The organism is Gloeothece verrucosa PCC 7822, assembly GCF_000147335.1.
Lineage (GTDB): Bacteria > Cyanobacteriota > Cyanobacteriia > Cyanobacteriales > Microcystaceae > Gloeothece > Gloeothece verrucosa.
This window is the reverse complement of record NC_014501.1, coordinates 3,635,804-3,658,583: the sequence shown is the minus strand read 5'-3', so window position 1 is coordinate 3,658,583 and position 22,780 is coordinate 3,635,804. Positions and strand designations below refer to the sequence as shown.

Genomic DNA, 22,780 nt, shown 5'->3' with positions numbered 1-22,780 from the left:
TATTTTTGAGCAGCGTTTTTTCATCACTTGAAAAAATATTACTGCAACATCTAATGAAACCTTGAGCCGCTCCACGCTTTGGAATAAGCTCCTACGCATCTAAATTATTAGTTGAGACAAAGAAGGGAGAAAGGGAAAAGGTTTCAACGTTTTTCCCCCAATTAAACTTATAAAAATTGGCCGTTTCTCCCAATATTTTTGGCTTTTAGGGTTTTTTTTGTACCTCTTTGGGAAAAACTAGATCAGCTATTTTGAACAAATTCTCTAGCTGTGTCTGGACTTTTTCGGCTGATAAAGATTCTGTTTGATAACTAACCACCAGAGAACTAGCGAAAGGTTTAATCCGAACTTCCGTTACATACTCTTCACGCCCTAGTAAAAATTGCAAATTCTCTACTAATTCTGGATCATGAGCTAGTTGAGGGATGCGATATCTAACCCGCCCAGGAACTTGATGAACGACATCATATTCCACTTTTCAGGTATCCTTTATTTCTATCTGTTTATATTATACTAAGACTACTACTTTAATTCCAGAAAAAGTAAAAAAAATTTTAGATAGACAAATTAATCGAAAAAACGGTCACAATTGATTTAACAGATTATCCCCTACCTCCTATAGATTTAATCCTAGTAATTTTGGTGTGGATGGTATCTATTGCTTAATAAAAGTATTTTCAGAGTAAGTTCCTAACAGACAAACTCTTTGCGTCTTGGTGCGAAACCCCCATAGAAACAGATTGTTTAACCCCTTCTTTTAACCTCCTGAACATAAATTAATTGTGCCGTTTCGCGATCAAAAGCCGCACGAGTTCTACCCACCTTAACAATATAAGAAGGAAACTGTTGTTCTAAAGTAATAGGAATTCCCGGCATAATTCCCATCGTCATAAACTTCCTAATTAGAGCATCATCAGCCGTTTGCCAAGGAGCAACTACCGCTTTATCTCCAGTTTTTAATTTAGACAATGCCATCATAAACTTAATCCCGTAACAGTTAAGAACAAATTAACCAGATAACCGATTATAAACGCAAAGGGAAAGATAAATAAAACAATTGCCGTTGTGGTTTTCCATCCTCTTTCTTTCAGCATAATTTGCAGTTGAGCAACGCAAGGTAAAAAGAGGGTAAGAACAATCGCCGCAACGACAATTTGATTACCATTCATTGCCATATTAGATTGTAAATCAAATAATCCTGCTGCGCCATAATCTCGTCTAAAAAAGCCATACAAGAAAATAGCGGCTGTTTCTTTTGGCAGTCCTAAAGCAAGGCTAACCGGTTGTATCCAGCTAATAATTAAATCAAATAACCCTGTCAGACGACCTAACCAAATTAAAACCGAAGCCCAGATAAATATCGGTAGGATTTCTAAGAAATACCATTTCATCCTGACATAGGTTTTAGTGATGATATTTTTCAGTTTAGGAAAGCGTAACGGAGGAATTTCGATATAAAATCCTGCTTCTTTTCCGGGTAAGATTCGAGCCACTAAAAAACCCGCTAACAAGAAAATAGAAAAAATAAATCCCCCCCAAAATATTAAGGCTGCCGGTTTTTGTGCCAACAGTCCTAAAATCACGCCCCATTGAGCCGCGCAGGGAATAGCTAATGATAATAAAAAGGTGGCAATTAAGCGCTCTCTTCGGGTTTCTAGAGTGCGTGTAACGAGAGTGGCCATCGTATCACACCCTAATCCTAAAACAATGGGAATAACTGCCCGTCCCGAGAGACCCATAATTTTAAATAAGCGGTCAAGCATGAGGGATAATCGGGGTAAATAACCACTGTCTTCTAAAAAGGAAAACATTAAAAAGAAGGTACAGACTATCGGCAAAACAATTGCTGTGGCGTAGCGAATACCCAGAGTAATAATCCCGTAGTCATTGGCAAATAAATCTTGTAAAGGTTGCCAGGGAAAAATAGCGGCTACGAGATGATTAACAAAAGGGTTGATTTTGCCTTCAAAAAACCCCTCAATGGCATCAACTAAAGTTCCGGCACCGAATTCTCCAACAAATTTATAGACTCCATAGTAGAGAATGAGCAGCAAAATGGGAAAGCCTGTCAGGGGGTTTACTGTTAAGCGGTGTAACGTTTCTGTAAAGGGGGGTTTACTTTGGGTGGGTTCTTTTAAAACTTTTTTTTCTAACTGCCATGCAAGTTGTTGTCGATAAGAAGCAATAGCAATTGCAACAGGTTCTCCTAAGTCTTGCTGGACTCCGTTAATAATTCCTTCTATTTCTGGATATTGACTTTTTTTTAAGCCTAAACTTTCCCATACAGAAGCATCTTGTTGTAAGATTATGAGGGCGATACTACGCCTAGAAAGCGAGTAAGACGGCTCAAAAGATAAGAGAGATTCAACCGAAGTGATCGCCGCTTCAATAGGCTCCGGATAAGCAATCTGATGTGACATATTTAGCCATCCTTGAAACTAATTCTTTGACACCACGACCTTGAGCAACTGCCATTGTTACCACAGGTATTTTTAATTCTTCTTCGAGTTTTTGTTGATTAATCTCTATTTCCAACTGTCGTGCTTCATCCATCATATTTAAGGCTAATAAAACTGGTATTTCTGTTTCTATGAGTTGGAAAGTTAGGGGTAACATTCGGGCTAAATTTTTGGCATCTAAGACATGAATGGCTAAATTTACCCGTTCTTTTAATAATAAATCCCGAGCGACTCGTTCTTCTTCTGTGATGGGAACTAACGAATACATTCCAGGAGTATCGATCACATTTACCTGACGATCATCAATTACAGTCTGACCTCTCGACACTTCTACCGTTGTGCCAGGATAGTTGGAAACTGTGGCGTAAGTTCCTGTTAAAGCGTTAAATAGTACGCTTTTCCCCACATTTGGCATTCCTACTAAGGCGATTTGAGGAATATTGGTCAAATTTGCCGTCGGTAAACCGGATTTTTGGCGAAAAAATTGCAGTATTTTATTGGGAGAGGGGTTAGTGGTCTTGCCACAATTAGAGGAGCATTGATGACATTTCATAGGCGTTGCAGTAGTGTCCTACTGGGGGATGGGAAAAAAACTGGTTTCTTAAAAGAAAATTTTGTCAATTACCTCTCCATAGTTTATTGATAACATTTTTTTGTTGTTAAGATTTGTTTTTAACAAACATTTAACCAAAAGTGTAATTTTTTTCAACAAAACTTAACTTTAGGAGGATGCGCTGTTATTACATACACCCTTGGTAAGATAGGCTAAATATTAGGTTTTAACGAGCGTGAAAACTGATACTATTTTCTATAGCCTTTTTGAAGCTTTTCCGCAAATTTTCTTTGAATTAATCGACTCTTCACCATCTGAAGCGCAAAATTATCAATTTTCGTCGGTTGAGATCAAACAATTAGCTTTCCGACTCGATGGGGTTTTTCTGCCAAACGCAGATTTACCCGAGAAACCTATTTATTTTGCTGAAGTGCAATTTCAAGTTGACTCTCGGTTCTATTCTCGTTTTTTTGCTCAGATTTTTCTCTATCTGGATAAAACTGAGTTAGAGAATGATTGGCGGGGAGTGGTTATTTATCCTAGCCGCCGAGTAGAAACGCTTTCGATTCAACGATATAGAGAGTTATTATTGAGTGAGAGAGTCACAAGAATCTATTTAGACGAGTTAGGGGAAATTTCTCAATTATCCTTGGGTTTAGCCACCGTTAAGTTAGTGACAGTGGATGAGGAAAGTGCTATTGCTGTTGGCAGAGAGTTAGTTACTAGAAGTCGACAACAAATACAAGATGATAATCAACTTCGAGAAATTTTACAATTAATAGAAACAATCTTAATCTATAAATTACCCAGAAGCAGCCGCCAGGAGATAGAAGCGATGTTTAGTTTAAGTGATTTAAAGCAGACTAAGGTTTATCAAGAAGCTTTAGAAGAAGGGCGCGAAGAAGGGCGCGAAGAAGGGCGCGAAGAAGGAGAGCGTAAAGGACGCGAAGAAGGACGACTTGAAGGACGACTTGAAGGTCGAAATGCGGCTAAAATAGAATCTGTGCCGCGTTTGTTGGCATTGGGGTTAACTATTGAACAAATAGCCGCCGCTTTAGATTTAACCCTAGAACAAGTCACACAAGCCGCCTCAAATCAATCTGAGAATTTATAGTCACTTAAAAGCACTCGCAGGCTGAAGCCTGGAGCTATACGGACTAAGCCTGCCTACGCAGGCTTCAAAGAACAATTTATTTATATTAGCCCGCCTTCGCGGGCTTTGCTCGTATAGCCCAACCCTTCAGGGTTAGGGGCTTTTAAGGGTAATTAAGTCCTCCCGAACCCGCACACCACCCGAAAACCGATGTCGTAGCCGTCGACTTTGAGCGATCGCCAATTATCATATTGATTAATCCCAATAACATCGGATCTTGCTTCAAACTCGCCTTGAACTTACGGGCGCAAAGCCTTGCGCCCCTACAAATCATATAAAGATGACCCAAATACCTCTAGAGAGATTTTACTAAAATATTACTGCCTATTGCCTGACCAAAGAGCAACATTTTTTTTGTTTCAACCATCTTAAAGCCAACAGACTCATAAAGTTTTTGCGCTCTCGAGTTATCAATATCTACACTAATCCACACCGAAGTTGAGCCTAATCCCTTGGCTTTTTCTAGACAACTTTCCAGTAATTTTGTGCCAATGCCGCGCCCTCGATACTCAGGATGTACGGCTAAATTTGCCACATAACAACTTTTGTGAGGATAGTTTTCTTTGAGGAACCGATTAAAAATTAACTTATATACAAGCTTCTGCCTTAAATGTTGCCAACTATTCAAGAGTTTTTTATGATCTCTATTGTTGTGTAGTTCTTCGGCTGTTACCATAACCGCTACTCCCAATACTTGCCCCTCAATTTCAGCGATATGTAAATTTCGATAGCTATAATGATTTTGCTCGCCTTTGACTAAACGAGTTAACAGTGAAATAGCCTGACGACCAAATATTAAGCCAAAAAGTGCTGGTCCTGATTCATAAATGAGAGCGGCAATGGCTTCTAATTTGTATTTTTTAGGGTCTATGCTGGAATTGACAGTTAACAATGCTCAAAAACCCCCTGATGTGGTTTGATATTTATTCTTTTGTAGCCATAGGAGTAAGGGCTTTTTCTATTAAAGCTTGAGTTTGGGCTACGGTAAACTGCGGATGAGTCCAAGTAATGATCCATCTATCGCCAGCACCCACAAGTTCCATGTCATTATCAACCCCAGGCCGCCCTAAAGCGTTGATTAAAAGCCTTGTGAGGATACAATGGCTAGAGACTTGATTCAGCACCACTGTAGTCAATACTAGCTCAGTGCCGTTAATTGTTTCTTGTGTTGTAGATTCGATTTGCATAAATTTTAAGAGGAACTTTAATTAGCTTATCTCGTCTACCTATGTATAATCTGTATCAAATAACAATAATAAAACTTGATGTAGTAATAATCACATCACACGAGTAGAGTTTTCCCTCTTTTGGTAGAAAGCACCTAGGGAAAAAAATTGATATAGTAGTAAGTGAAGGATAAATCGTTCATCTCTGGAATCAGAGACGGAAGTAGGGAAACCTCCCGAAGGAACGCGCCTCATTCAAACACACAACAATCCGAAAGAGGCGACATGGTTAACAATCAATTGGGCATTCAAACTAATAATAATTCTGATTCCGTTCGCGTCACTGCTCGTTTACTGATGAGCATTAGCCGCCATAAGCAACAAAATCGGGAACAAACAATGTTGCATAGAACAGCCGAAGAAATCGGTATTAATGAATAAATTTAACCTTCTTCAAGCAAAGGATAATCATGCAAAGAAATAATGACAAAAACGTTTCTCCACTTTCTCAAATCCATCGGGCTAACCTTCTCAAAAGGCTAGAACATCGCTTAGAAGTAGCCAGAGCTAACGGGCAACATCATTTAATTGCTCAACTAGAAGCAGAAAGAAGATACTACAACGATTAAGTCATAGGCTCAAGCCTATGTCTATACGAGCCAAGCCTGCCTACGCAGGCTTTAATATTAAGAAACCAAGCCTTTTTGAATAGCCAACACAGCCGCCGAAGTGCGGTCACGGACATCTAATTTTTGTAAAATAGTATGAACATGAACTCGCACGGTACCCACAGTAATTTGTAATCTCTCGGCAATTTCTTGATTAGTATGACCTGTGGCTATCAAGGCTAAAATTTCTAATTCTCGTTTGGTTAACGGTTGTGGTAAATCTATTTCTGATAATTCCACAGAAGAATTAAAAGGCACATTTGTTAAAGCTTCCCGTAAAGAACTGGTTCCGGTAGAATCCCACCAAGAAGCACCCGCCGCCACTGAACGTAGGGCTAAAATTAATAATTCTGCTTCAATTCCTTTCTGACAATATCCGGAAGCACCCGCCACAATTAAGCGCTCAATCAAGGTTTTCTGAGAATGAGAAGTTAAGGCCAACACAGGTATTTGAGGATGTTGCTGTTTAATGCGGCGACAAGCTTCTACCCCTCCAATACCTGGCAAACCCACATCTAGCAATACCACATCCGGCAAATGCTGATTAACTAAATCTACTGCCGTTTCACCGTCGGTTGCTTCTGCGACGACTTGCAAACCTGTTTCTTTTTGCAACCTCACAGACAATCCTAAGCGGAATAGTTCATCATCTTCAACCAGTAAAATTCGTAGAAAATTCATAAAAATTATTAATTTAAATCATTGTTTGGCAAGGGAATAGCTTTTAAGCAAAAGATAAATATAGCACCCATTGGAGAACGATTTGCTGCCCAAATTTTACCACCATGAGCGGTAATAATTTGTCGAGTTAGGTACAGTCCCAAGCCAGTGCCACTTGCTTGTCTATCACCCGTGCCCTGATAGAATCTCTCAAATAAGTGAGGGAGTTCATTAGGTGTGATTCCCTGTCCATTATCGAGAATTTTGACCAGTTGAAAATCGCCCTCTGTTTCTAATTTGACCTCCACTCTACCCCCTCTAGGAGAGTGATTAATCCCATTAATAATTAAATTACTAAATACACGCTGAAGTTGTAAAACATCCCCATTGACCCAGAAATGAGTCCGAAAATCTGAATCTCCACAACTTAAAACCACATAAACCTGACGAGTAGCGGCTAAATTGGTTAAGGTAGCAATAACTTCAGCCGCAATAGAGGCTAAATTTACAGGTTCACATTGAAGTTGAATTCCTTCAATATCATTACGATAAACATCCAGTAAAGTTTGCACCAATTCTAAACTAGACCGATGAGAACGCAGCATCATTTCTAGAACTTTTTGATGTTGAGGTGTAATCTCTCCAAATAATCCGGCTTTAATTCCTTTAATTGTCTCAATAGCTCCTAAAAGCGGCGTTTTTAAATCATGAGTTAGGGTAGAGATAAAATCTTCTCGCACAGCCGCTAGTTGTTGTTGTGCTTGTAGCTGTGCTTGTTGACGGTTAATTTCTTCTTCGTATTGACGAATTCTCACGGCCAAGCTTCCCGTTACCCACAAGGCTAACACAGCAATCAAGCGATTGACGGTAATGGCTAGAGTCTCTATTTCTAATTGAGGAAAAACTAAATTAGATAACGTTAATCCTACGCCTATCAATGTTAGGCGCAAGGTGGCTTTTTTAGTCAATTTATAACTGGCTAAGACAATAGGGACGATATAAAAATAGCCAAACACATACTCGGCGGGGGTTGCGTACTCTAAACTCAGTATCACAGCAAAAAAAAGCAAAATTAGCCAGTATATTAGGGGTTTTGAACCTTTCATCCGTATTCATTGACCTCAGTTGTGGAGCCTATCTATATTTCTAGATATAGAAGCATCAATTTATATATCATCTGATAAATTTACAAACCTTCATCAAAGTTTCAAAATAATGGCATATCAAACAATCTTAGAACTTTAGAAGGCCAATTTGCTATGGTGCAAGGCTTGATACAAATTGTCTTAACTCTAATTATATTAGTGGTAATTGTTCCTTTTTTGGGCAATTACTTGGCTAGAGTATTTTTGTTCAAAAAAACAATTCTTGATCCTATTCTAAATCCTATCGAAAGAATAATTTATGCAGGAATTGGAACGAACCCCAATAAAAACATGACAGCAGCACAATACATAAAAGCGGTATTGTGGTCTAATCTGGTTATGGCTATTTTAGTCTATTTAATTTTTATGATTCAGGGGAGTTTACCCTTCAATCCGACTGGATTACAAGCCCCGAGTTGGGATTTGGCTTTACATACCACTATTTCTTTTATTACTAATACCGACCAACAGCATTATTCAGGGGAAACAACCTTAAGTTATGCTTCCCAAATGTGGGCTATAGGGTATCTAATGTTTACTTCTGCTGCCACAGGATTAGCTGTTGGAATTGCTTTTATTCGAGGATTGACAGGTCAACCTTTAGGGAATTTTTATGTTGACTTAACTCTTTCTATTACAAGAGTTTTATTACCATTTTCCTTAGTGGCGGCAATAGTTTTAATAAGCTTAGGAGTTCCTGAAACCCTGGCTCCACCAGTTACCCTCACAACCCTAGAAGGAGCAACTCAAACCCTCGCAGTAGGCCCAGTAGCTCACATTGAAGCGATTAAACAGTTAGGAGAAAATGGAGGGGGTTTTTTTGGGATAAATTCGGCTCATCCTTTTGAAAATCCGAATGGTTTCTCGAATTTAATCGAAACTATTTTAATGGTTATAATTCCCGCAGCCATGATTTATACCTATGGGATAATAGCTGGTAATAAAAAACAGGGATGGCTTTTATTTTGGATGGTGTTTATCCTCTTTGTTATTACAATTTTTATCGCCGCTTCGGGAGAATTCCAAGGGAACCCTATTATTAATGGACTATTAGGAGAACAGCAACCCAATTTAGAAGGCAAAGAAATCCGTTTTGGTTGGGCACAAACTGCGCTTTGGGCAATAACCACTACAGGAACAATGTGCGGTGCTGTTAATGGAATGCACGACTCTTTAATGCCGCCTGGAGGAGGAGCCACATTATTTAATTTGTTCTTACAAATTATTTGGGGAGGACAAGGAACGGGAACCGCTTATCTATTTGTTTTTCTAATTTTAACGGTTTTCTTAACGGGATTAATGGTAGGAAGAACCCCAGAATTTTTAGGACGTAAAATAGAAAAAAGAGAAATCGTTTTAGCTAGTGTTATTCTCTTAGTTCATCCAATAGCTATTTTAATTCCTGGGGCGATTACTTTAGCGTTTCCTGAACAAATCGCGGGAATTAGTAATCCGGGTTTTCATGGTATTTCTCAAGTGATTTATGAATATGCTTCCGCCGCCGCTAACAATGGTTCAGGATTTGAAGGATTAGGAGATAATACCCTTTGGTGGAATTTAAGTACCTCTGTGGTTTTATTAGCAGGGCGTTTTATTCCCATTATTGCTTTGTTGTTATTAGCAGAAAATATGTACCGAAAGCAACCGGTTCCTGAAACCCCAGGTACACTCCGCACTGATAGTAACTTATTCACCAGTGTAAATGCTATCACTATTCTCATTTTGGGAGCGTTAACCTTCTTTCCCGTACTCGCTTTAGGACCCATTGCAGAAGCTTTTCAAATTGCCGCTAAATAATCTATTTTTTCTGTGAGTTGAAAGTTTTTATATGCCAAACCCAAAAATGTTATCAAAACCCCCGGTAAGACGCGCTCATATCAAAAAAAGTAAGCGAGTCAATTTTCAAGGAATTTATCAACGGGCCATTAAAGATTCTTTCGTCAAACTGAATCCAAAAGTGATGGTCAAAAATCCCGTCATGTTTGTGGTTTGGATTGGGACAATTGTCACTTTCTTGTTAACCATAAATCCCGATTTATTTGGGCAATACCCTGGAGAAAATCAACGGCTTTTTAACGGATTAGTGACGGTCATTCTTTTCTTTACCCTTCTATTTGCTAACTTTGCTGAAGCGGTTGCCGAAGGGCGAGGAAAAGCCCAAGCAGATTCCTTAAGAGCCACTAAAAGCGATGCTATCGCCCGCAAACTTTTACAGGATGGTTCCATTCAAGAAGTGAGTTCTACAAACTTGCGTAAAGGCGACATTATTAAAGTGATTACTGGCGATATTATTCCAGCCGATGGAGAAGTCATTGCTGGCGTAGCTTCTGTGGATGAATCAGCCATTACTGGAGAATCTGCACCCGTTTTAAAAGAACCCGGTTCTGATGTGGCTAGTTCGGTGACTGGAGGGACAAAAATTATCTCTGATGAGTTAACTATTCGAGTTAGTTCTGACCCCGGCAAAGGCTTTATAGACCGCATGATTGCTTTAGTTGAAGGGGCACAAAGAAGCAAAACGCCAAATGAAATTGCTCTCACGGTTTTATTAGCGGTTTTAACGGAAGTTTTCTTAATTGTTATTGCGACAATTCCCCCCATTGCCAATTATGTAAACAATCCGGTCAGCATAGTTATTTTAGTTTCCTTATTAGTCGCTTTAATTCCTACTACTATTGGGGGATTATTAAGCGCTATTGGTATTGCCGGCATGGATAGAGTCGCTCAATTTAATGTTATTGCTACTTCAGGAAGGGCAGTAGAAGCTTGTGGCGACATTAATACTTTAATCTTAGATAAAACCGGTACAATTACCTTGGGAAACCGTTTAGCTGAAGAATTTATTCCGGTTAATGGACATACCCCATTAGATGTGGCTAAAGTGGCTTTAGCCGCCAGTATATTTGATGAGACACCCGAAGGAAAATCTATTGTCAAACTCGCCCAAAAATTAGGAGCGATAGTCGATTTTAAAACTGAACAAGCAGAGGGCATTGAATTTTCAGCTAGAACCCGCATGAGCGGCACAAATTTACCAGATGGTGGCGAAGTTCGCAAAGGAGCGGTAGATGCTATAAAAGGTTTTGTTCGTTCTCGTGGCGGAAAATTATCAGAAGATTTAGAACAAGCTTATCAAAAAGTTTCTAACTTAGGAGGTACTCCTTTAGCAGTGGCTTTAAATGGTGATTTGTATGGCGTAATTTATCTCAAAGATATCATTAAACCCGGGATAAAAGAGCGCTTTGACCAGTTGCGACGTATGGGTGTGCGGACGGTTATGTTAACTGGGGATAACCGTATTACGGCTTCAGTTATTGCTAGAGAGGCAGGGGTTGATGATTTCATTGCTGAGGCAACTCCAGAAGACAAAATACGAGTGATTCAAGAAGAACAAGCTAAAGGTAAATTAGTGGCCATGACAGGAGATGGAACCAATGATGCTCCGGCTTTAGCACAGGCGAATGTAGGAGTAGCCATGAATTCTGGTACACAAGCCGCTAAAGAAGCCGCCAATATGGTAGATTTAGATTCAGATCCTACCAAGCTAATTGATTTAGTAACGATTGGCAAACAATTATTAATTACTCGCGGCGCATTAACAACTTTTTCTATTGCTAATGATATAGCCAAATATTTTGCGATTATTCCAGCGATGTTTGCTGCAATTGGTATTAGCAGCTTAAATATAATGGGATTAACCAGTGGTTCTTCAGCTATTTTATCCGCTTTAATTTACAATGCTTTGATTATTCCTGCTTTAATTCCTTTGGCACTTAGAGGAGTGGAGTTTCAACCGCTTAGTGCTAATCAATTATTACAAAAAAACATTTTAATTTATGGAGTAGGAGGAATTATTGCTCCCTTCATTGGAATTAAAGTGATTGATTTGCTAATAACGGGAGTCGGTTTAGCCCGATTCTAAAATTCAATCAGTGCTAACCTTTTTAGAAAAGAGGAAAAAATAAAATGAAAAAGCCTATTTTTTCAAAGACAAAAACTTTTATGAAGGGAGAAGTAAACCCTTTAAAATTTATTTATTTACCGATTTTAGTTTTTAGTGGGATGATCTTGAGTTTATTAATGGCTTATCCCATTTATGCGGCGGCTGAAGACAGTTTAACTAAAACTAATTCTTATGCTATCGGGATTTTGATTTGTTCTACTTTTGCTTTATCAGTTTATTTATTCTGGGTAATTTTACAACCCGAAAAATTCTAAATTACATAGGAGTGTAAAGAATATGGTAAAAGATATTGTTACAGGAATTAGAGCCACCTTAGTTTTTTGGCTTATTACAGCTATAATTTATCCATTTTTTTTGATATTTTTAGGACAAGTCTTGTTTGCTGATCAAGCTAATGGAAGCTTAATAAAAAATGAGCTAGGAAAAGTTATTGGTTCAGCTTTAATTGGACAAAATTTCACATCTGATAAATACTTTTGGACTCGTCCCAGCGCCATTAATTATAGTGAAGGAGAAAAGGCTCAACCGACAGGAATTTCTGGGGCAAGTAATTTAGCGCCGAGTAATCCTGATTTATTAAATCGGGTTGAAAAACGTTCTGCTGAACTCAATAAAGTTGGTATTAAACCGAGTGCTGATTTGGTCTATACTTCGGGTTCTGGATTAGACCCTCATATTACTATTGAATCAGCTAAAGCCCAAATTGAACGAATTGCCGCCGCCCGTTCTTTAGACAAAAATAAACTGGAAATTTTGATCAATCAAAATACTGATTCTCGCTTTTTAGGTATTTTTGGAGAACCCGGAGTTAATGTCGTAAAATTAAATATAGCTCTTGATAAAGCTTAATTATGATCAGCAAAAATGAGTTAACAGAGCAACCTAATTTACCTCTTCCTTACGAGCTTCCTAAAAAGCGGCGAGGCAAACATAAAATATATATTGGTATGTCTGCCGGTGTCGGTAAAACTTACCGAATGCTAGAAGAAGCTCACGAATTGAAAGAACAAGGAATAGATGTTGTAATTGGCTTACTAGAAACTCATGGACGAGAAGAAACTGCCGAAGTTGCTGAAGGATTACAAATAGTTCCTCGTAAAAATATTAATTATGGAGGAGTTATTTTAACTGAGATGGATACTGAGGCAATTTTAGCACGTCAACCTCAGTTAGTTTTAATCGATGAACTTGCTCATACTAATGTCCCAGGTTCTCCTACAGATAAAAGATATAAAGATGTTGAAATTATTTTAGAAGCCGGAATAGATGTTTTTTCTACCGTTAATATTCAACATTTTGAAAGTCTTAATGATGTCGTGGCAAAAATTACCGGCGTTGTTGTGCGAGAAAAAATTCCCGATCGTCTTTTAGATGAAGCCGATGAGGTTGTTGTTGTGGATGTTACGCCAGAAACTTTACAAGAACGATTAAAAGAAGGAAAAATATATGCTCCTGACAAAATAGACCAAGCTTTGCAAAACTTTTTTCAGCGACATCACCTAGTTGCTTTACGAGAATTAGCTTTGCGAGAAGTAGCCGATAATCTAGAAGAAGAAGCCGAATCTTTTGAGCCTTTTAATCATCACTGTTGCGTTAAAGAACGGATTTTAGTATGTGTTTCTACCTATCAACACTCTGTCAAATTGTTGAGGCGAGGGGCTAGAATAGCTAGTCAAATGAAGGCGCGGCTTTATGGATTATATGTCAGTAATCCAGAACGTTTTTTAACCAAAGATGAAAGTTTATATATAGAGACTTGTGAGAAACTTTGTGAGCAATTTGGGGGAAAATTTTTGCGAGTTGAAAGGGTAGATGTTACTAAAGCCATTGCCGATGTAGCTCATCAATATCATATTACTCAAGTGGTTTTGGGACAAACTCAGAAATCGCGCTGGCAATTATTTTTAAAAGGCTCTCCTGTTCAGCAGTTAATTGGCTATTTAAAGGATGTAGATTTACATATTATTGCCACTAAAAATCATGATTAATCTAGTTCCTTACCTGTCGTCATTGGCCGTTTGTCCGTAAGCTTGCCAAGCTAAATCCACCAAAGCATTGACGATAGCCACCGCTACCACAGGGCTTCCTTTACGCCCATAAACGCAAATATAAGGCACTTCAGCATCATGTAATCGTTGCTTGGCCACATCAGCACCGACGAATCCGGCAGGAGTACCAATCACTAATGCGGGTTTAATATTCTCTTCTTCAATTAATTCCACTAAACCCACCAGTGCGGTTTGAGATTCTCCAATGACAAAAATCGCTTCAGGATAACGTCTAGCTAAGGTTTGCATTCCCCAGGCGGCTTGGGTTTTTCCTTTTTGGGGGCGAGTAATGGTTTCTGTGGAACAGTAAACTGGATTAGCAAAAGTTCTTTGTAAATTGGGGACAATACCCACTTGAACCATTGGTACATCGACAACAATGGTACTACGAGCGGCTAAAGCCGCCCCGCCTGCGGGTAAAGCCCGATCAGCAAAACGAATCAGAGACAGATATTCAAAATCAGCCGTTTCGTAAATCACGCGACGAGCAATTTCATATTCTGCCGGTGCCAGAGAGGTTTGCCCAATTTCATGATCAATAATTGCTAGACTTTGGGCATCGCTTAAGTGCCATTCCATGATCAGTTAACTGTTATTTGTTATCAGTTATCAATGGTATAGCAATCCTTGAGACTTGTGAGACTTTTAATTTCTGGGGTTTGTTAATATTAATGTCGTTTTTTTCTTATTAATTGACAAAGTGATAGCAGTTATCAATGGGATAATGTACAGTTGATCAGCTAAAACCTAGATAAAATCCGTGTTTTAGTCTTATCTTGGAGTTTGATGAATCGTGCTATCAAAGGAAATGCTATACACATTGATCACTCGGGTTTTTTATCTATAAAGTTTTTGAGGGAGTTGGCCCGTTAAGGATAGGAGTTAGATAAGCCACTAAAAACCCCAGCACAAACCCCATCACATTGCGAAATAGCGGTAACCATTCAGAAGTTCGTGTGACCACTGGTCCAATTCCAAAAGCAATAAATAAAATTCCCCATAAAGGAGACATAATTAAAACCCATTGCCAAGCAAAGACTTGCCCACTTTTACGAGGAACAGCAGAAAACCCGCAGACTAAGCCTCCGACAACCGAAGTGGCTAGAGTGAGAATCCACTGTTCGCGGGGTAGTCCAGGAACAACGTTACAGCCTCCTTGAACTAAACATTGTTTGACGGTATCTAGAGCATCAACGATCGCATTATTTTCACCATTGTCTCTCACATAGTAGAGATTGCCAAAACGGGCTTGTAATTCGATCCAAAAGGTACGGGGCAGTAATTCATAGACGGCATCCCCAATACTGAAAGCTAGAAGATTACCGCCTCGCCCATCAGCGACCAGCAGGATACTTTTATCATCTAAACCCCAAAAAGGAATGACTGCCCGACCGGGAGAGCGGTCATATTGGGTTAGAACTCGCATTTTCCAGCCGCTTTCCGCTTCAAAATCTTTAATATTGTCAATTAAAGCTTCTTCTTGAAGTGTCGGCAGGTAATTGGCCAGATCCACCACAGGGGTTTCTTGCTCTGGCAATAATTCAGGATTGTTTACCGCCCAAGCGGCAGACGGTTTTACTCCCCACATCGATAAGAATAGGACCCCTACAGCTATAACAATTAAAAGTCGCCCTCGCCAACGATTCTCCATGATGATTTATTTCAGTTTCGTTACACTTGTTTACTTTATTTTAAGATCAGTGATGAATTAATGCTCATCTATGATCTTTATTTTCCGGAGTCTCGTTAGAGAGAGGCGGCTTAAAACTTTGTTCTCTTGGGCGAGGAGATAGAGCCGGATAGCGATGCCATGTTTGCCAAGCGGCCTTGACTCCTGCGACGACGCTACGAGTTCCCATGCCCACTTTAGAGGCCTGTTGTCTAGCACTACTGAGACTATGATCCACTTGTTTGACCACTTCGGTAGCGCTTTTAACGCCTTCATTAAGATCATCGGTTAATTCGCTAATTTCTAAGCCGGTTAAGCGAATGGCCTCGAGAGTGGGGGGAAATTCCCGTCTGAGAGTATCAAAAAGTTTTTCAGCACTACGGGCTGCTCGAGCCAGTTCCTGTAAAGCAGGCACAGCAGCAACTAAAACCGCCGTTAAACTGACGGCGACTAATAAAAGGGAAAAACCAAGCCAAAAGATCGGATCACTCACGTTACTCTTGTTTATTAATTTCCAGAGAATTCGACTCAACCATAACTTCTCGTGACGGCGGGATTTCTTGGGCCTCAATTTGAGTGGCCTCTATGCCGGCGGCGATCGCTTCTTTGAGCCGCGTTAGGGTTTCATCCCAGTTGCGCTTGGCTGAGTCTGATAGGCGATCAGCTTGTAATTGGACACTGCTGGAGACATCTTCTACTAATTCAGGAATAGCTTGAGCCGATTTTTGAATGATCCGTCTAGTTTCGCGTCCTGATCTTGGGGCGATTAAAATCCCCAACATAGTTCCGATGGCTCCTCCCACCATCATCCCGGCTATCAATACTCCTCCGTTATTTTTTTTAGACATTGTAGGGGCCTCTATGCTTAACACCAATTGTAGGCGGATTCTTGGCTAAGAGATTAGCTCCAATGGGGAACGAGTTCCCTACCTACTTGGTTTTCCTTGAGTAGGGTTATTTATCATTCTATTGTAAAAAATTCTGTTCTATCTAGGCCTTATGGCTTTTCTGGATTGATCACACTATACAAAGCGGAATAATCTTCTTGCTCCATGCCTAAATTGATTGCGGCTTGGATAATTTGATGTACCCCTTCTAAAGAAGACAAATTTAAATCCAGTTCTTGAGCCTGTTGAAGAAATAAATTAACATCCTTTAGTAAATGTTGACTCTTGAAATTCGGGTTGGCAAAATTGCGCTCTATCATTCGTTTTAATTTTTTATCGAAGGTAGGCGCGTAAACCGCACTGGTACGTAAAATAGCCATAAACTGATCTATATCGACATCTTGACGTTGCAAAAACCCTAAACTTAGAGCAAATGCTGTGGTCAGAGCCGCAATTAACTGGTTAAGTGCCAATTTCATCGCCGAGGCGCTTCCTACCGGCCCAATTAACACCGGTTCTGAGCCAAAATTCTTTAACACCCCCAACCATTGTTGAAATTGTTCTTGGCTTGCTCCTACCATGACAATTAAGCTTCCTTGTTGAGCTTCGGGAATACTCCCTAAAACAGGGGCTTCTAGATAGTCTCCTCCTCTTTCTATTACGGCTTGTTGAATGGCTTTACTCTCAAAAGGCGCAATGGTACTCATTTGGATTACTGTACGATTGGCTAAAGACCTATTTTCTGATAATAAGATTTCTTCAATGGCCTGAGCATTGGTTAACATTAAAATCAAACAATCAGACTGTTGAATGGCTTCCTCAACAGAGGCAGTAACGGATGCACCGGCTTGCTCTAAAGGTTTTAATTTAGATGGAGTACGATTATAAGCAATAACTGGGAGACCGGCAGATAGTAATCTCTGTACCATCGGTTCGCCCATTAACCCAGTTCCCAAAAATCCTATTTTCATTTTGATTTTGATAATCCTTGTTTGGCCATGACTGGTTTGTATTGTATAGCAATCCTCGATGATTTATAAAAAGTGCGGAACACGAGCGTTGCACCCCAGTCAGTCTTTTTCTCTAGAGGTTGCTTGCAGGGTCTCTACGAGCATTCTCTCACGCCTGACGGGGGATGACTATGGCCATAAAGCTAGTGGCGATCGCCGTTGGTTTTTCTTTAACTACCCAGAATTTTTTATAGTCTTTTATTCTAACTAATTTCTTTTAACAACTCCTGGAACAAGAGACGGGTAACATAAAACAGTAATCGAGTTTGAATGTCATTCCCCCTGACCCCAGCGCGGTAAATTTTTAGGGTCTTCTTTGCGATCATGTTCCCTAATTCTCCTTTAATGTTGGGATGCTCAATAGTAAATTCGTCAATCTCGTCATTAGTCAATTTAGGATCGTCGATCAGGTCTTGGTAATTTGTTTTAAAACCCTTAAGAGCTACGCTCGTTACCCACATAAAGAGCTTTGCTCTACACATGGACGAACCGTGAAACTTTTTCTTATTCTTGTCCCCTGACTGCTCATAACTATAAGCCAATCCCAAGTAAGCTTGGAATTGCCTTAAGCTATGGTTTACCTTCCTTCTTTTCCATTTACCATCCTTTTCATGCTCTATCCACTCAATCCACTGTTTACCATCGATTAGAAATTTATTGAATGGGTAGCACTGAATTAACAACAATATGCAATTGTCAAAGCCGAAATTAAAAAGCTTGAAAACTTTTAGGTAATCTTGAAACTCTTGATTATTATTCAATTGCTCTTTCAGTTCACTTAAGTTGTGTGTGATGATTAACTCTAAGTCTGTGATGTGTTTGGCTTTGAGTTTACTTAAGTTTGAAATGGGAATACCCAACCGCTTTGCGCTACTCTCCTCATATCTTCTGTTAGCCCAAGTATAGGAGTAATTCCCAGCCAGCCAACCCCAGAAAGGGGAAAAACCTTTTTTTTCGGAAATTTCTATCCGTTGGTCTGAAGCTTCGGGAAACTCTAGTGATAGTCGCTGGCGGTTCCCGTTGACGTTAGCCGTGCGGAGTTTTTCACATTGAAGGATATCAAGGTATAGACGACGGATGGTCAATATTTCCGAAGTGTAGAAAGTTAACCACTTCTTGCGATCGAAGTCATCAATCCATGTTGGGTCATGAAATAGAGCAGCCAAGGTGAGCGCGTCATGCTCATCGCTCTTATTTGTAAACCCATAATGTCCCCTCGACTTACTCAGGTCAGCATGACCCACCCAGTAAACCGGGATGAGATAATAGTTTGCCCAGGCGACCCAAATGCTTGAGTACCACATTCCTGTCGGCTCTAGTACAATCCCGTCAATTGTTAGCTGCTCTAAATAATTAAAATCCTTAAATCCTTTCTCAATAAGCTTTTGAGATAGATGGGATACGGGTTTAAGCCGCATAAAGTCTTTGCGGTGCTGGTTAAAGTATCGTTTAATATTAGTAGGGAATTGGTCTAAAATTATGCCCACAGCAAAATTTCGACCAACATCTAAACCTAAAATGTTGACCATAATTACCTTAGCTTTTTGAGGGAGATAACCACAAGCTAAAACCCTTCTCGGCAATGCTTACAAATCTCCCGGAAGCCCTCACAACGGACATCTCACGGTGAGCCGTGCGACGGCTCACTCGTGTCCTCCTCAAGGGGGCTTAATTTATTCTGGAAGCTTTTAGAAGGGGGGCTGCTCCTAGATTGAAAAGGCTTAGGCTTATAAAAGACTAAAGGCGTTAAGAGCCTACTTTAATGTCGAAGCCACTGGCCTATCTAAGAGCGGGAATGGTAGCTAATCACTCCCCTATGCTCACCGATATTTCTATCAGTAAGCATCGGGGAATGATTAACAGCAGTATTTAGCTTGTGCCTCTGCTAGGGCTTTAAGAATCTCTTTGGCCTGGTTCCCTCGATAGGCTTTAGATTTTCCGTTGACAAAAGTGACGAATACTATGTCATCTTTTTCTTCTTGGTTACACTCAACCGTTAAGACATTAGCTAAATTAATCCAGGTAGAGTGACTACCAGTAGTTTGAGGTAGATGAACGGGGTACATTGCTATTTTCGTCTGTACGATAGTGGTCATGGTAGAATTAAATAAATTGAATATGTACCGAATAAACACCTTTAGGGGTGTTTTTGTTTTTTTATTGATCACAAATTTCTAGGGGAACTAAAAAATGGTCACCATACAGCCTCTTAAACCGTTTTATCTGATGCACCCAATTGGGTTCTATTTTTAAGTTCCTTACCCCGTCTGCTATCTGCATCATGGTCATGTCATATTTCATGATCGAAGGGATAACTTGACATAATTCATAAATAAACAATATTGTGTCAAGGTTAGCGGCTCTAACCGAGAAATTAATTTCCGATGCGGAACTAATGGTCACGTCAAAATAAACCATATTATCTTGATTTATATTGACACATTCTTTTATTGAAACTAACTCGCATACCGTTGCTGTACTCATGACTATTTGTCCTTGTTAATTATCCGAGATTTAAACTTGGTCTTTGAGGATGATACATCTTGGGGAAATCCTTAAATAATTCCTGATAAACTTCTTCTAGTTCAGGCGCGACATGAAGGAGTCTTTGAGCGATGTTCTGGGCGACTATTAAATGTCCATGTTTAGTATCAAGCGGCACTTCTTCAAAAGCGCATAAGCATAACATGGAACTAACACACAAATGTAAGTATTCAATAGGGACAATGGCAAAAGACGCTTCATGTTCCTCCATAATATCTTTGGTAATCTCTACAAGATATTGGGCTTTATTTGCTTCATTGTTCATAAGTTTCTTCTAACCATTTTTGAAAATCAATCAACTGCTCATAGGTGAGCATGGATAAATAGGGGAGTGAGTAGCGTTGGTTTAGGATCACTGATACATTTTTAATCCCCTTGGCTCGGGCTAATTGGGCACATTCCCCGATTAAGTTTAAGAGGTCTTTTTGTCCCATTATTACGAACTCCATCCTTGAGATTCTAAGTTTTTCCAACCGCCATTAAGCCAGCAAAAAAAGTCTCTAGCTTCATCAGAAGGAAAATCAATTAAACTTTCATCACCAAAAGGGAAATACTCACTAATTGAAGCCCCTAGACAAAATAACTGAAGTCTTTGTAATGAGGTGATTTCATGGGGGGCAAATACCCCACACCCCTCGGAATATTCCCGCCAAAATTCAAAGCGGATTAAGAGCCAATGACCCAACGGTTTTCCTCGGTATTCAAAATTCATTGTTTACACTCCAAGAAACTTGTCATAGATACGATAGCTTGTTCTAGAGCCGCATCAATATCATCAAGATGAAGGGTTTCTAATTTAGATGAAGCGACAATCGTCAAGATTCTCTTCTTCATTTCGGTTAATAGTTCAATGTCTTTTTTGATTTGTTCTGTGTGGTTCATAGTGTAATTACTCCTCAATAACAACTACACCTTTTTTGAGCAACTCCTCTATGAGATATCGGTGATAAGAAAAGACAAAAACCAGTTCCCCTATGGTGAGTTCGCCGCCGTGATGTCGCAGCATCTCAACTATTGGTCGTTCTTCTCGCTCTAAATTATTAACGGATTGGGCTATTAAAGTAACTTTTTGTTGGTATTTTAGGGAGGCTTGATGCGCCTCTTGCCCAATTTCTTGAAAAAGAATTTGAGTTTTAGTCAAACGAGTTTCTGTTTTCATGATTCCTCCTCATCAAAATCATCCTCATCAAAGTAATAATCATCATCGTCATATTTTTTACCTGGGTCGAGCGAGACATAATCCTCGTGACCACAGTTTTGACAGTATCCATATCCTTCGAATGAGTTGCTTTTAGACAACACAAAGTTATTTGAGTGACAATTTGGACATTGCATTTTTAATCTTTAGTGAGTAGTGAAGCCTGGGTAATCCCAGGCATGAAATTATCCTGATCAACAATTATTTGAGTTGTAGTCTCTAAGAATGGTTGTCTAGGGAGAGCAACTATTAAGTGCCCGCTAAGGATGGTGTTATAGAGCCAAACACCTAAGCATTACGATTACAACAGCCTTAACCCCTGCTATGAGTGCCTACCCGCCTCCCTAGGGGTAAGGATGTTGTTTTTATTCATAGTGACAATTGTAACGCATAGCGTGACGATTGTCACTCTTTTAGGTATGATCGAAAAAAAAGATACTTCGGAGATAACTTTGCGCTTACTTCTCAAACGAGCAGACATTAAACAAGTCAAACTAGCAGAACTAACAGGACTATCTAGAGATGCTATCCGCGCCTATGTTGCGGGTCGTCGAATGCCAAGTCTTGACAATGCTGCTTTGCTCGCTCGTGAGTTAGGCGTGAGTTTTAAAGTTTTAGCTCAGGCTTTTGGGATTGATGTGAATAATATCCCAGATGATGAAGGCTCATCGTCTGACTAAAAATTCAACCACTGCATTTTCTCTCAAGTGCAGTGGTCAACTCAACTACATCTATCTTTATTATGAATGCAAATGACCTACAACAAGAACTAGAACGGCTCAGGCGAGACAACGAGCGCCTAGGCGAAGAAGTTGCCCATCTAAGAAAAAGACTTCGCAACGCTAAAGACCCAAGCCCCATTGAGCGAGTTTCTTTTAAACGATTGCTTGAACTAGCTCGTCAGGCTTGCTTGGGACTAAAGCGATCTGGGGGGAAAGTCTTGGTGACCCTGGGCAACCTACAAAGGAAATTTAAAAATTTACGGGAGGCTTGGGAATTCTTAAACCAGGAGGAATGGCTGCTTGAGGAGTTATTCCCCCCCACCCCCAAGCCCAAGAAATTTTGCCGATTTTGCCATGAGCCTATCACCTGGGCCAACGGTGCGGCGGGCTGGCTACCGTTTGGACTTGATGGAATTCGGCACCGGTGTAAGGGTAGAGTCCCGTCACTCGCCCCCAATCCCGCTATAGTTATACCTTTTTTTGGAGACTAACAATGGAGATTCGGATCACAGGAACACAACTAGAGGTAGAAGTCATGATGGCGATTTTTGCTGTTTTGGCTGCTCCTCAAAAAGGGCTGATCAGCTATACCACTAACGGGAAATTCTACCCCCGTCGCCTAGAGCCTGGAAGATTTTCCGTTTATCTCGACAACGTAAACGTTCATGAGCCGACGGGTAGGTAAAAAAATGCAGATTAAAACCATTTCATACAAGCGAATAGTCAATCTAGGGAACTATAACTCTGAACACCTAGAGATGTACGGCGAACTCGAACCGGGCGAGGACCCAATAGCTGAGGCTAAAAATCTTAAAGAGATAGTGTCAAGCGCATTAGAGCTTATCAAACCCCCGCCTCAGTCACCGGCAACAAAAGAAGTTCAACCCGTAACCCGACAGCCGAGTGATCAAAACGACCCACCATTTTAAGTAAA

At 40.0% G+C, this 22,780-nt stretch carries 33 protein-coding genes and 1 riboswitch; of the genes, 12 read left to right on the top strand and 21 right to left on the bottom strand.

Annotation, left to right across the window (positions count from 1 at the left end; translation table 11 throughout):
- Positions 1–205: 205 nt before the first annotated feature.
- The 4 genes from CYAN7822_RS16150 to CYAN7822_RS16135 form a co-directional block, all read right to left on the bottom strand.
- Positions 206–475 (bottom strand): HMA2 domain-containing protein, encoded by a 270-nt coding sequence (locus CYAN7822_RS16150; RefSeq protein WP_013323328.1) that lies wholly within the window; start codon positions 473–475, stop codon positions 206–208.
- A 269-nt stretch (positions 476–744) separates the two neighbouring features.
- Positions 745–978: a FeoA family protein gene (locus CYAN7822_RS16145; protein ID WP_013323327.1), complete on the bottom strand. Its 234-nt coding sequence runs from the start codon at positions 976–978 to the stop codon at positions 745–747.
- A complete protein-coding gene (locus CYAN7822_RS16140; protein WP_013323326.1) occupies positions 975–2,420 on the bottom strand; it encodes a ferrous iron transporter B in 1,446 nt (481 codons plus the stop codon). The genes CYAN7822_RS16145 and CYAN7822_RS16140 overlap by 4 nt, the downstream gene beginning before the upstream one ends.
- Entirely contained in the window at positions 2,386–3,012 is a 627-nt protein-coding gene (locus CYAN7822_RS16135; RefSeq protein ID WP_013323325.1) for a FeoB small GTPase domain-containing protein, read from the bottom strand. Before CYAN7822_RS16135 ends, CYAN7822_RS16140 begins: the two co-directional genes overlap by 35 nt.
- Positions 3,013–3,247: 235 nt before the next feature.
- Here CYAN7822_RS16135 and CYAN7822_RS16130 point away from each other — a divergent pair, with 235 nt between their 5' ends.
- Complete coding sequence (locus CYAN7822_RS16130; RefSeq protein ID WP_013323324.1) at positions 3,248–4,126, top strand: Rpn family recombination-promoting nuclease/putative transposase; 879 nt, start codon at positions 3,248–3,250, stop codon at positions 4,124–4,126.
- A gap of 334 nt (positions 4,127–4,460) precedes the next feature.
- Here the strand turns inward: CYAN7822_RS16130 and CYAN7822_RS16125 are convergent, their stop codons facing one another.
- Both CYAN7822_RS16125 and CYAN7822_RS16120 read right to left on the bottom strand, forming a co-directional pair.
- Positions 4,461–5,057, bottom strand: a complete 597-nt coding sequence (locus CYAN7822_RS16125; RefSeq protein ID WP_013323323.1) for a GNAT family N-acetyltransferase — start codon at positions 5,055–5,057, stop codon at positions 4,461–4,463.
- 31 nt (positions 5,058–5,088) lie between these two features.
- Positions 5,089–5,352 (bottom strand): hypothetical protein, encoded by a 264-nt coding sequence (locus tag CYAN7822_RS16120; RefSeq protein ID WP_013323322.1) that lies wholly within the window; start codon positions 5,350–5,352, stop codon positions 5,089–5,091.
- Positions 5,353–5,525: 173 nt separating this feature from the next.
- Positions 5,526–5,582, top strand: a riboswitch (Glutamine riboswitch).
- Positions 5,583–5,616: 34 nt separating this feature from the next.
- On the opposite strand from CYAN7822_RS16120, the gene CYAN7822_RS38695 reads away from it, so the two are divergent.
- Both CYAN7822_RS38695 and pirA read left to right on the top strand, forming a co-directional pair.
- Entirely contained in the window at positions 5,617–5,772 is a 156-nt protein-coding gene (locus CYAN7822_RS38695) for a hypothetical protein (RefSeq protein WP_013323321.1), read from the top strand.
- 29 nt (positions 5,773–5,801) lie between these two features.
- Positions 5,802–5,960 carry an arginine synthesis PII-interacting regulator PirA gene (pirA, locus tag CYAN7822_RS38690; protein WP_013323320.1) on the top strand — a complete coding sequence of 53 codons (159 nt, stop codon included), beginning with the start codon at positions 5,802–5,804 and terminating at the stop codon, positions 5,958–5,960.
- A 57-nt stretch (positions 5,961–6,017) separates the two neighbouring features.
- Here pirA and CYAN7822_RS16115 read toward each other — a convergent pair whose 3' ends face one another.
- Both CYAN7822_RS16115 and CYAN7822_RS16110 read right to left on the bottom strand, forming a co-directional pair.
- A complete protein-coding gene (locus CYAN7822_RS16115; RefSeq protein ID WP_013323319.1) occupies positions 6,018–6,680 on the bottom strand; it encodes a response regulator transcription factor in 663 nt (220 codons plus the stop codon).
- Between the two features lie 8 nt (positions 6,681–6,688).
- The gene (locus CYAN7822_RS16110; protein ID WP_013323318.1) at positions 6,689–7,765 is read right to left on the bottom strand and encodes a sensor histidine kinase; all 1,077 of its coding nucleotides are present in this window, start codon (positions 7,763–7,765) and stop codon (positions 6,689–6,691) included.
- 153 nt (positions 7,766–7,918) lie between these two features.
- On the opposite strand from CYAN7822_RS16110, the gene kdpA reads away from it, so the two are divergent.
- The 5 genes from kdpA to CYAN7822_RS16085 are packed head-to-tail and all read left to right on the top strand — an operon-like array spanning position 7,919 to position 13,756.
- A complete protein-coding gene (gene kdpA / locus CYAN7822_RS16105; RefSeq protein WP_013323317.1) occupies positions 7,919–9,601 on the top strand; it encodes a potassium-transporting ATPase subunit KdpA in 1,683 nt (560 codons plus the stop codon).
- A 31-nt stretch (positions 9,602–9,632) separates the two neighbouring features.
- Entirely contained in the window at positions 9,633–11,726 is a 2,094-nt protein-coding gene (kdpB, locus tag CYAN7822_RS16100) for a potassium-transporting ATPase subunit KdpB (RefSeq protein WP_049802572.1), read from the top strand.
- A gap of 44 nt (positions 11,727–11,770) precedes the next feature.
- Complete coding sequence (locus CYAN7822_RS16095; RefSeq protein WP_013323315.1) at positions 11,771–12,022, top strand: potassium-transporting ATPase subunit F; 252 nt, start codon at positions 11,771–11,773, stop codon at positions 12,020–12,022.
- A gap of 22 nt (positions 12,023–12,044) precedes the next feature.
- Positions 12,045–12,617 carry a K(+)-transporting ATPase subunit C gene (gene kdpC, locus CYAN7822_RS16090; protein WP_013323314.1) on the top strand — a complete coding sequence of 191 codons (573 nt, stop codon included), beginning with the start codon at positions 12,045–12,047 and terminating at the stop codon, positions 12,615–12,617.
- Positions 12,618–12,619: 2 nt separating this feature from the next.
- Positions 12,620–13,756: a histidine kinase gene (locus CYAN7822_RS16085; RefSeq protein ID WP_013323313.1), complete on the top strand. Its 1,137-nt coding sequence runs from the start codon at positions 12,620–12,622 to the stop codon at positions 13,754–13,756.
- Positions 13,757–13,765: 9 nt separating this feature from the next.
- On the opposite strand, the gene CYAN7822_RS16080 is transcribed toward CYAN7822_RS16085, so the two are convergent.
- The 13 genes from CYAN7822_RS16080 to CYAN7822_RS16025 form a co-directional block, all read right to left on the bottom strand.
- Positions 13,766–14,395, bottom strand: a complete 630-nt coding sequence (locus tag CYAN7822_RS16080) for a precorrin-8X methylmutase (RefSeq protein WP_013323312.1) — start codon at positions 14,393–14,395, stop codon at positions 13,766–13,768.
- Between the two features lie 262 nt (positions 14,396–14,657).
- A complete protein-coding gene (locus CYAN7822_RS16075) occupies positions 14,658–15,467 on the bottom strand; it encodes a TPM domain-containing protein (RefSeq protein WP_013323311.1) in 810 nt (269 codons plus the stop codon).
- 64 nt (positions 15,468–15,531) lie between these two features.
- Positions 15,532–15,978: a hypothetical protein gene (locus tag CYAN7822_RS16070; RefSeq protein WP_013323310.1), complete on the bottom strand. Its 447-nt coding sequence runs from the start codon at positions 15,976–15,978 to the stop codon at positions 15,532–15,534.
- 1 nt (position 15,979) lies between these two features.
- A complete protein-coding gene (locus CYAN7822_RS16065; protein ID WP_013323309.1) occupies positions 15,980–16,333 on the bottom strand; it encodes a YtxH domain-containing protein in 354 nt (117 codons plus the stop codon).
- Positions 16,334–16,482: 149 nt separating this feature from the next.
- On the bottom strand, positions 16,483–17,343 hold the full coding sequence (locus CYAN7822_RS16060) for an NAD(P)-dependent oxidoreductase (protein ID WP_013323308.1): 861 nt from the start codon (positions 17,341–17,343) through the stop codon (positions 16,483–16,485).
- 242 nt (positions 17,344–17,585) lie between these two features.
- Positions 17,586–18,911 (bottom strand): IS110 family transposase, encoded by a 1,326-nt coding sequence (locus CYAN7822_RS16055; protein WP_013322666.1) that lies wholly within the window; start codon positions 18,909–18,911, stop codon positions 17,586–17,588.
- 327 nt (positions 18,912–19,238) lie between these two features.
- Positions 19,239–19,478, bottom strand: coding sequence for a hypothetical protein (locus tag CYAN7822_RS16050; RefSeq protein ID WP_013322667.1), 240 nt, complete (start codon positions 19,476–19,478; stop codon positions 19,239–19,241).
- A 61-nt stretch (positions 19,479–19,539) separates the two neighbouring features.
- Positions 19,540–19,866: a hypothetical protein gene (locus CYAN7822_RS16045; protein ID WP_013322668.1), complete on the bottom strand. Its 327-nt coding sequence runs from the start codon at positions 19,864–19,866 to the stop codon at positions 19,540–19,542.
- A gap of 19 nt (positions 19,867–19,885) precedes the next feature.
- Complete coding sequence (locus CYAN7822_RS16040; RefSeq protein ID WP_013322669.1) at positions 19,886–20,191, bottom strand: hypothetical protein; 306 nt, start codon at positions 20,189–20,191, stop codon at positions 19,886–19,888.
- Positions 20,181–20,360, bottom strand: a complete 180-nt coding sequence (locus CYAN7822_RS16035; RefSeq protein ID WP_013322670.1) for a hypothetical protein — start codon at positions 20,358–20,360, stop codon at positions 20,181–20,183. Before CYAN7822_RS16035 ends, CYAN7822_RS16040 begins: the two co-directional genes overlap by 11 nt.
- A 2-nt stretch (positions 20,361–20,362) precedes the next feature.
- Complete coding sequence (locus CYAN7822_RS16030; RefSeq protein WP_013322671.1) at positions 20,363–20,638, bottom strand: hypothetical protein; 276 nt, start codon at positions 20,636–20,638, stop codon at positions 20,363–20,365.
- Positions 20,635–20,808: a hypothetical protein gene (locus tag CYAN7822_RS37745; RefSeq protein ID WP_013322672.1), complete on the bottom strand. Its 174-nt coding sequence runs from the start codon at positions 20,806–20,808 to the stop codon at positions 20,635–20,637. Before CYAN7822_RS37745 ends, CYAN7822_RS16030 begins: the two co-directional genes overlap by 4 nt.
- Before the next feature lie 7 nt (positions 20,809–20,815).
- Positions 20,816–21,085: a hypothetical protein gene (locus CYAN7822_RS16025; protein ID WP_013322673.1), complete on the bottom strand. Its 270-nt coding sequence runs from the start codon at positions 21,083–21,085 to the stop codon at positions 20,816–20,818.
- Positions 21,086–21,498: 413 nt separating this feature from the next.
- Here CYAN7822_RS16025 and CYAN7822_RS16015 point away from each other — a divergent pair, with 413 nt between their 5' ends.
- The 4 genes from CYAN7822_RS16015 to CYAN7822_RS16000 all read left to right on the top strand — a co-directional run bounded on the left by CYAN7822_RS16015 (position 21,499) and on the right by CYAN7822_RS16000 (position 22,775).
- Complete coding sequence (locus tag CYAN7822_RS16015; protein WP_245602583.1) at positions 21,499–21,804, top strand: helix-turn-helix domain-containing protein; 306 nt, start codon at positions 21,499–21,501, stop codon at positions 21,802–21,804.
- Positions 21,805–21,866: 62 nt separating this feature from the next.
- Complete coding sequence (locus tag CYAN7822_RS16010; protein ID WP_013322675.1) at positions 21,867–22,337, top strand: coiled-coil domain-containing protein; 471 nt, start codon at positions 21,867–21,869, stop codon at positions 22,335–22,337.
- A gap of 2 nt (positions 22,338–22,339) precedes the next feature.
- Entirely contained in the window at positions 22,340–22,531 is a 192-nt protein-coding gene (locus CYAN7822_RS16005) for a hypothetical protein (protein WP_013322676.1), read from the top strand.
- Complete coding sequence (locus CYAN7822_RS16000) at positions 22,512–22,775, top strand: hypothetical protein (protein WP_157871810.1); 264 nt, start codon at positions 22,512–22,514, stop codon at positions 22,773–22,775. The genes CYAN7822_RS16005 and CYAN7822_RS16000 overlap by 20 nt, the downstream gene beginning before the upstream one ends.
- The last annotated feature ends 5 nt before the right edge of the window (positions 22,776–22,780 follow it).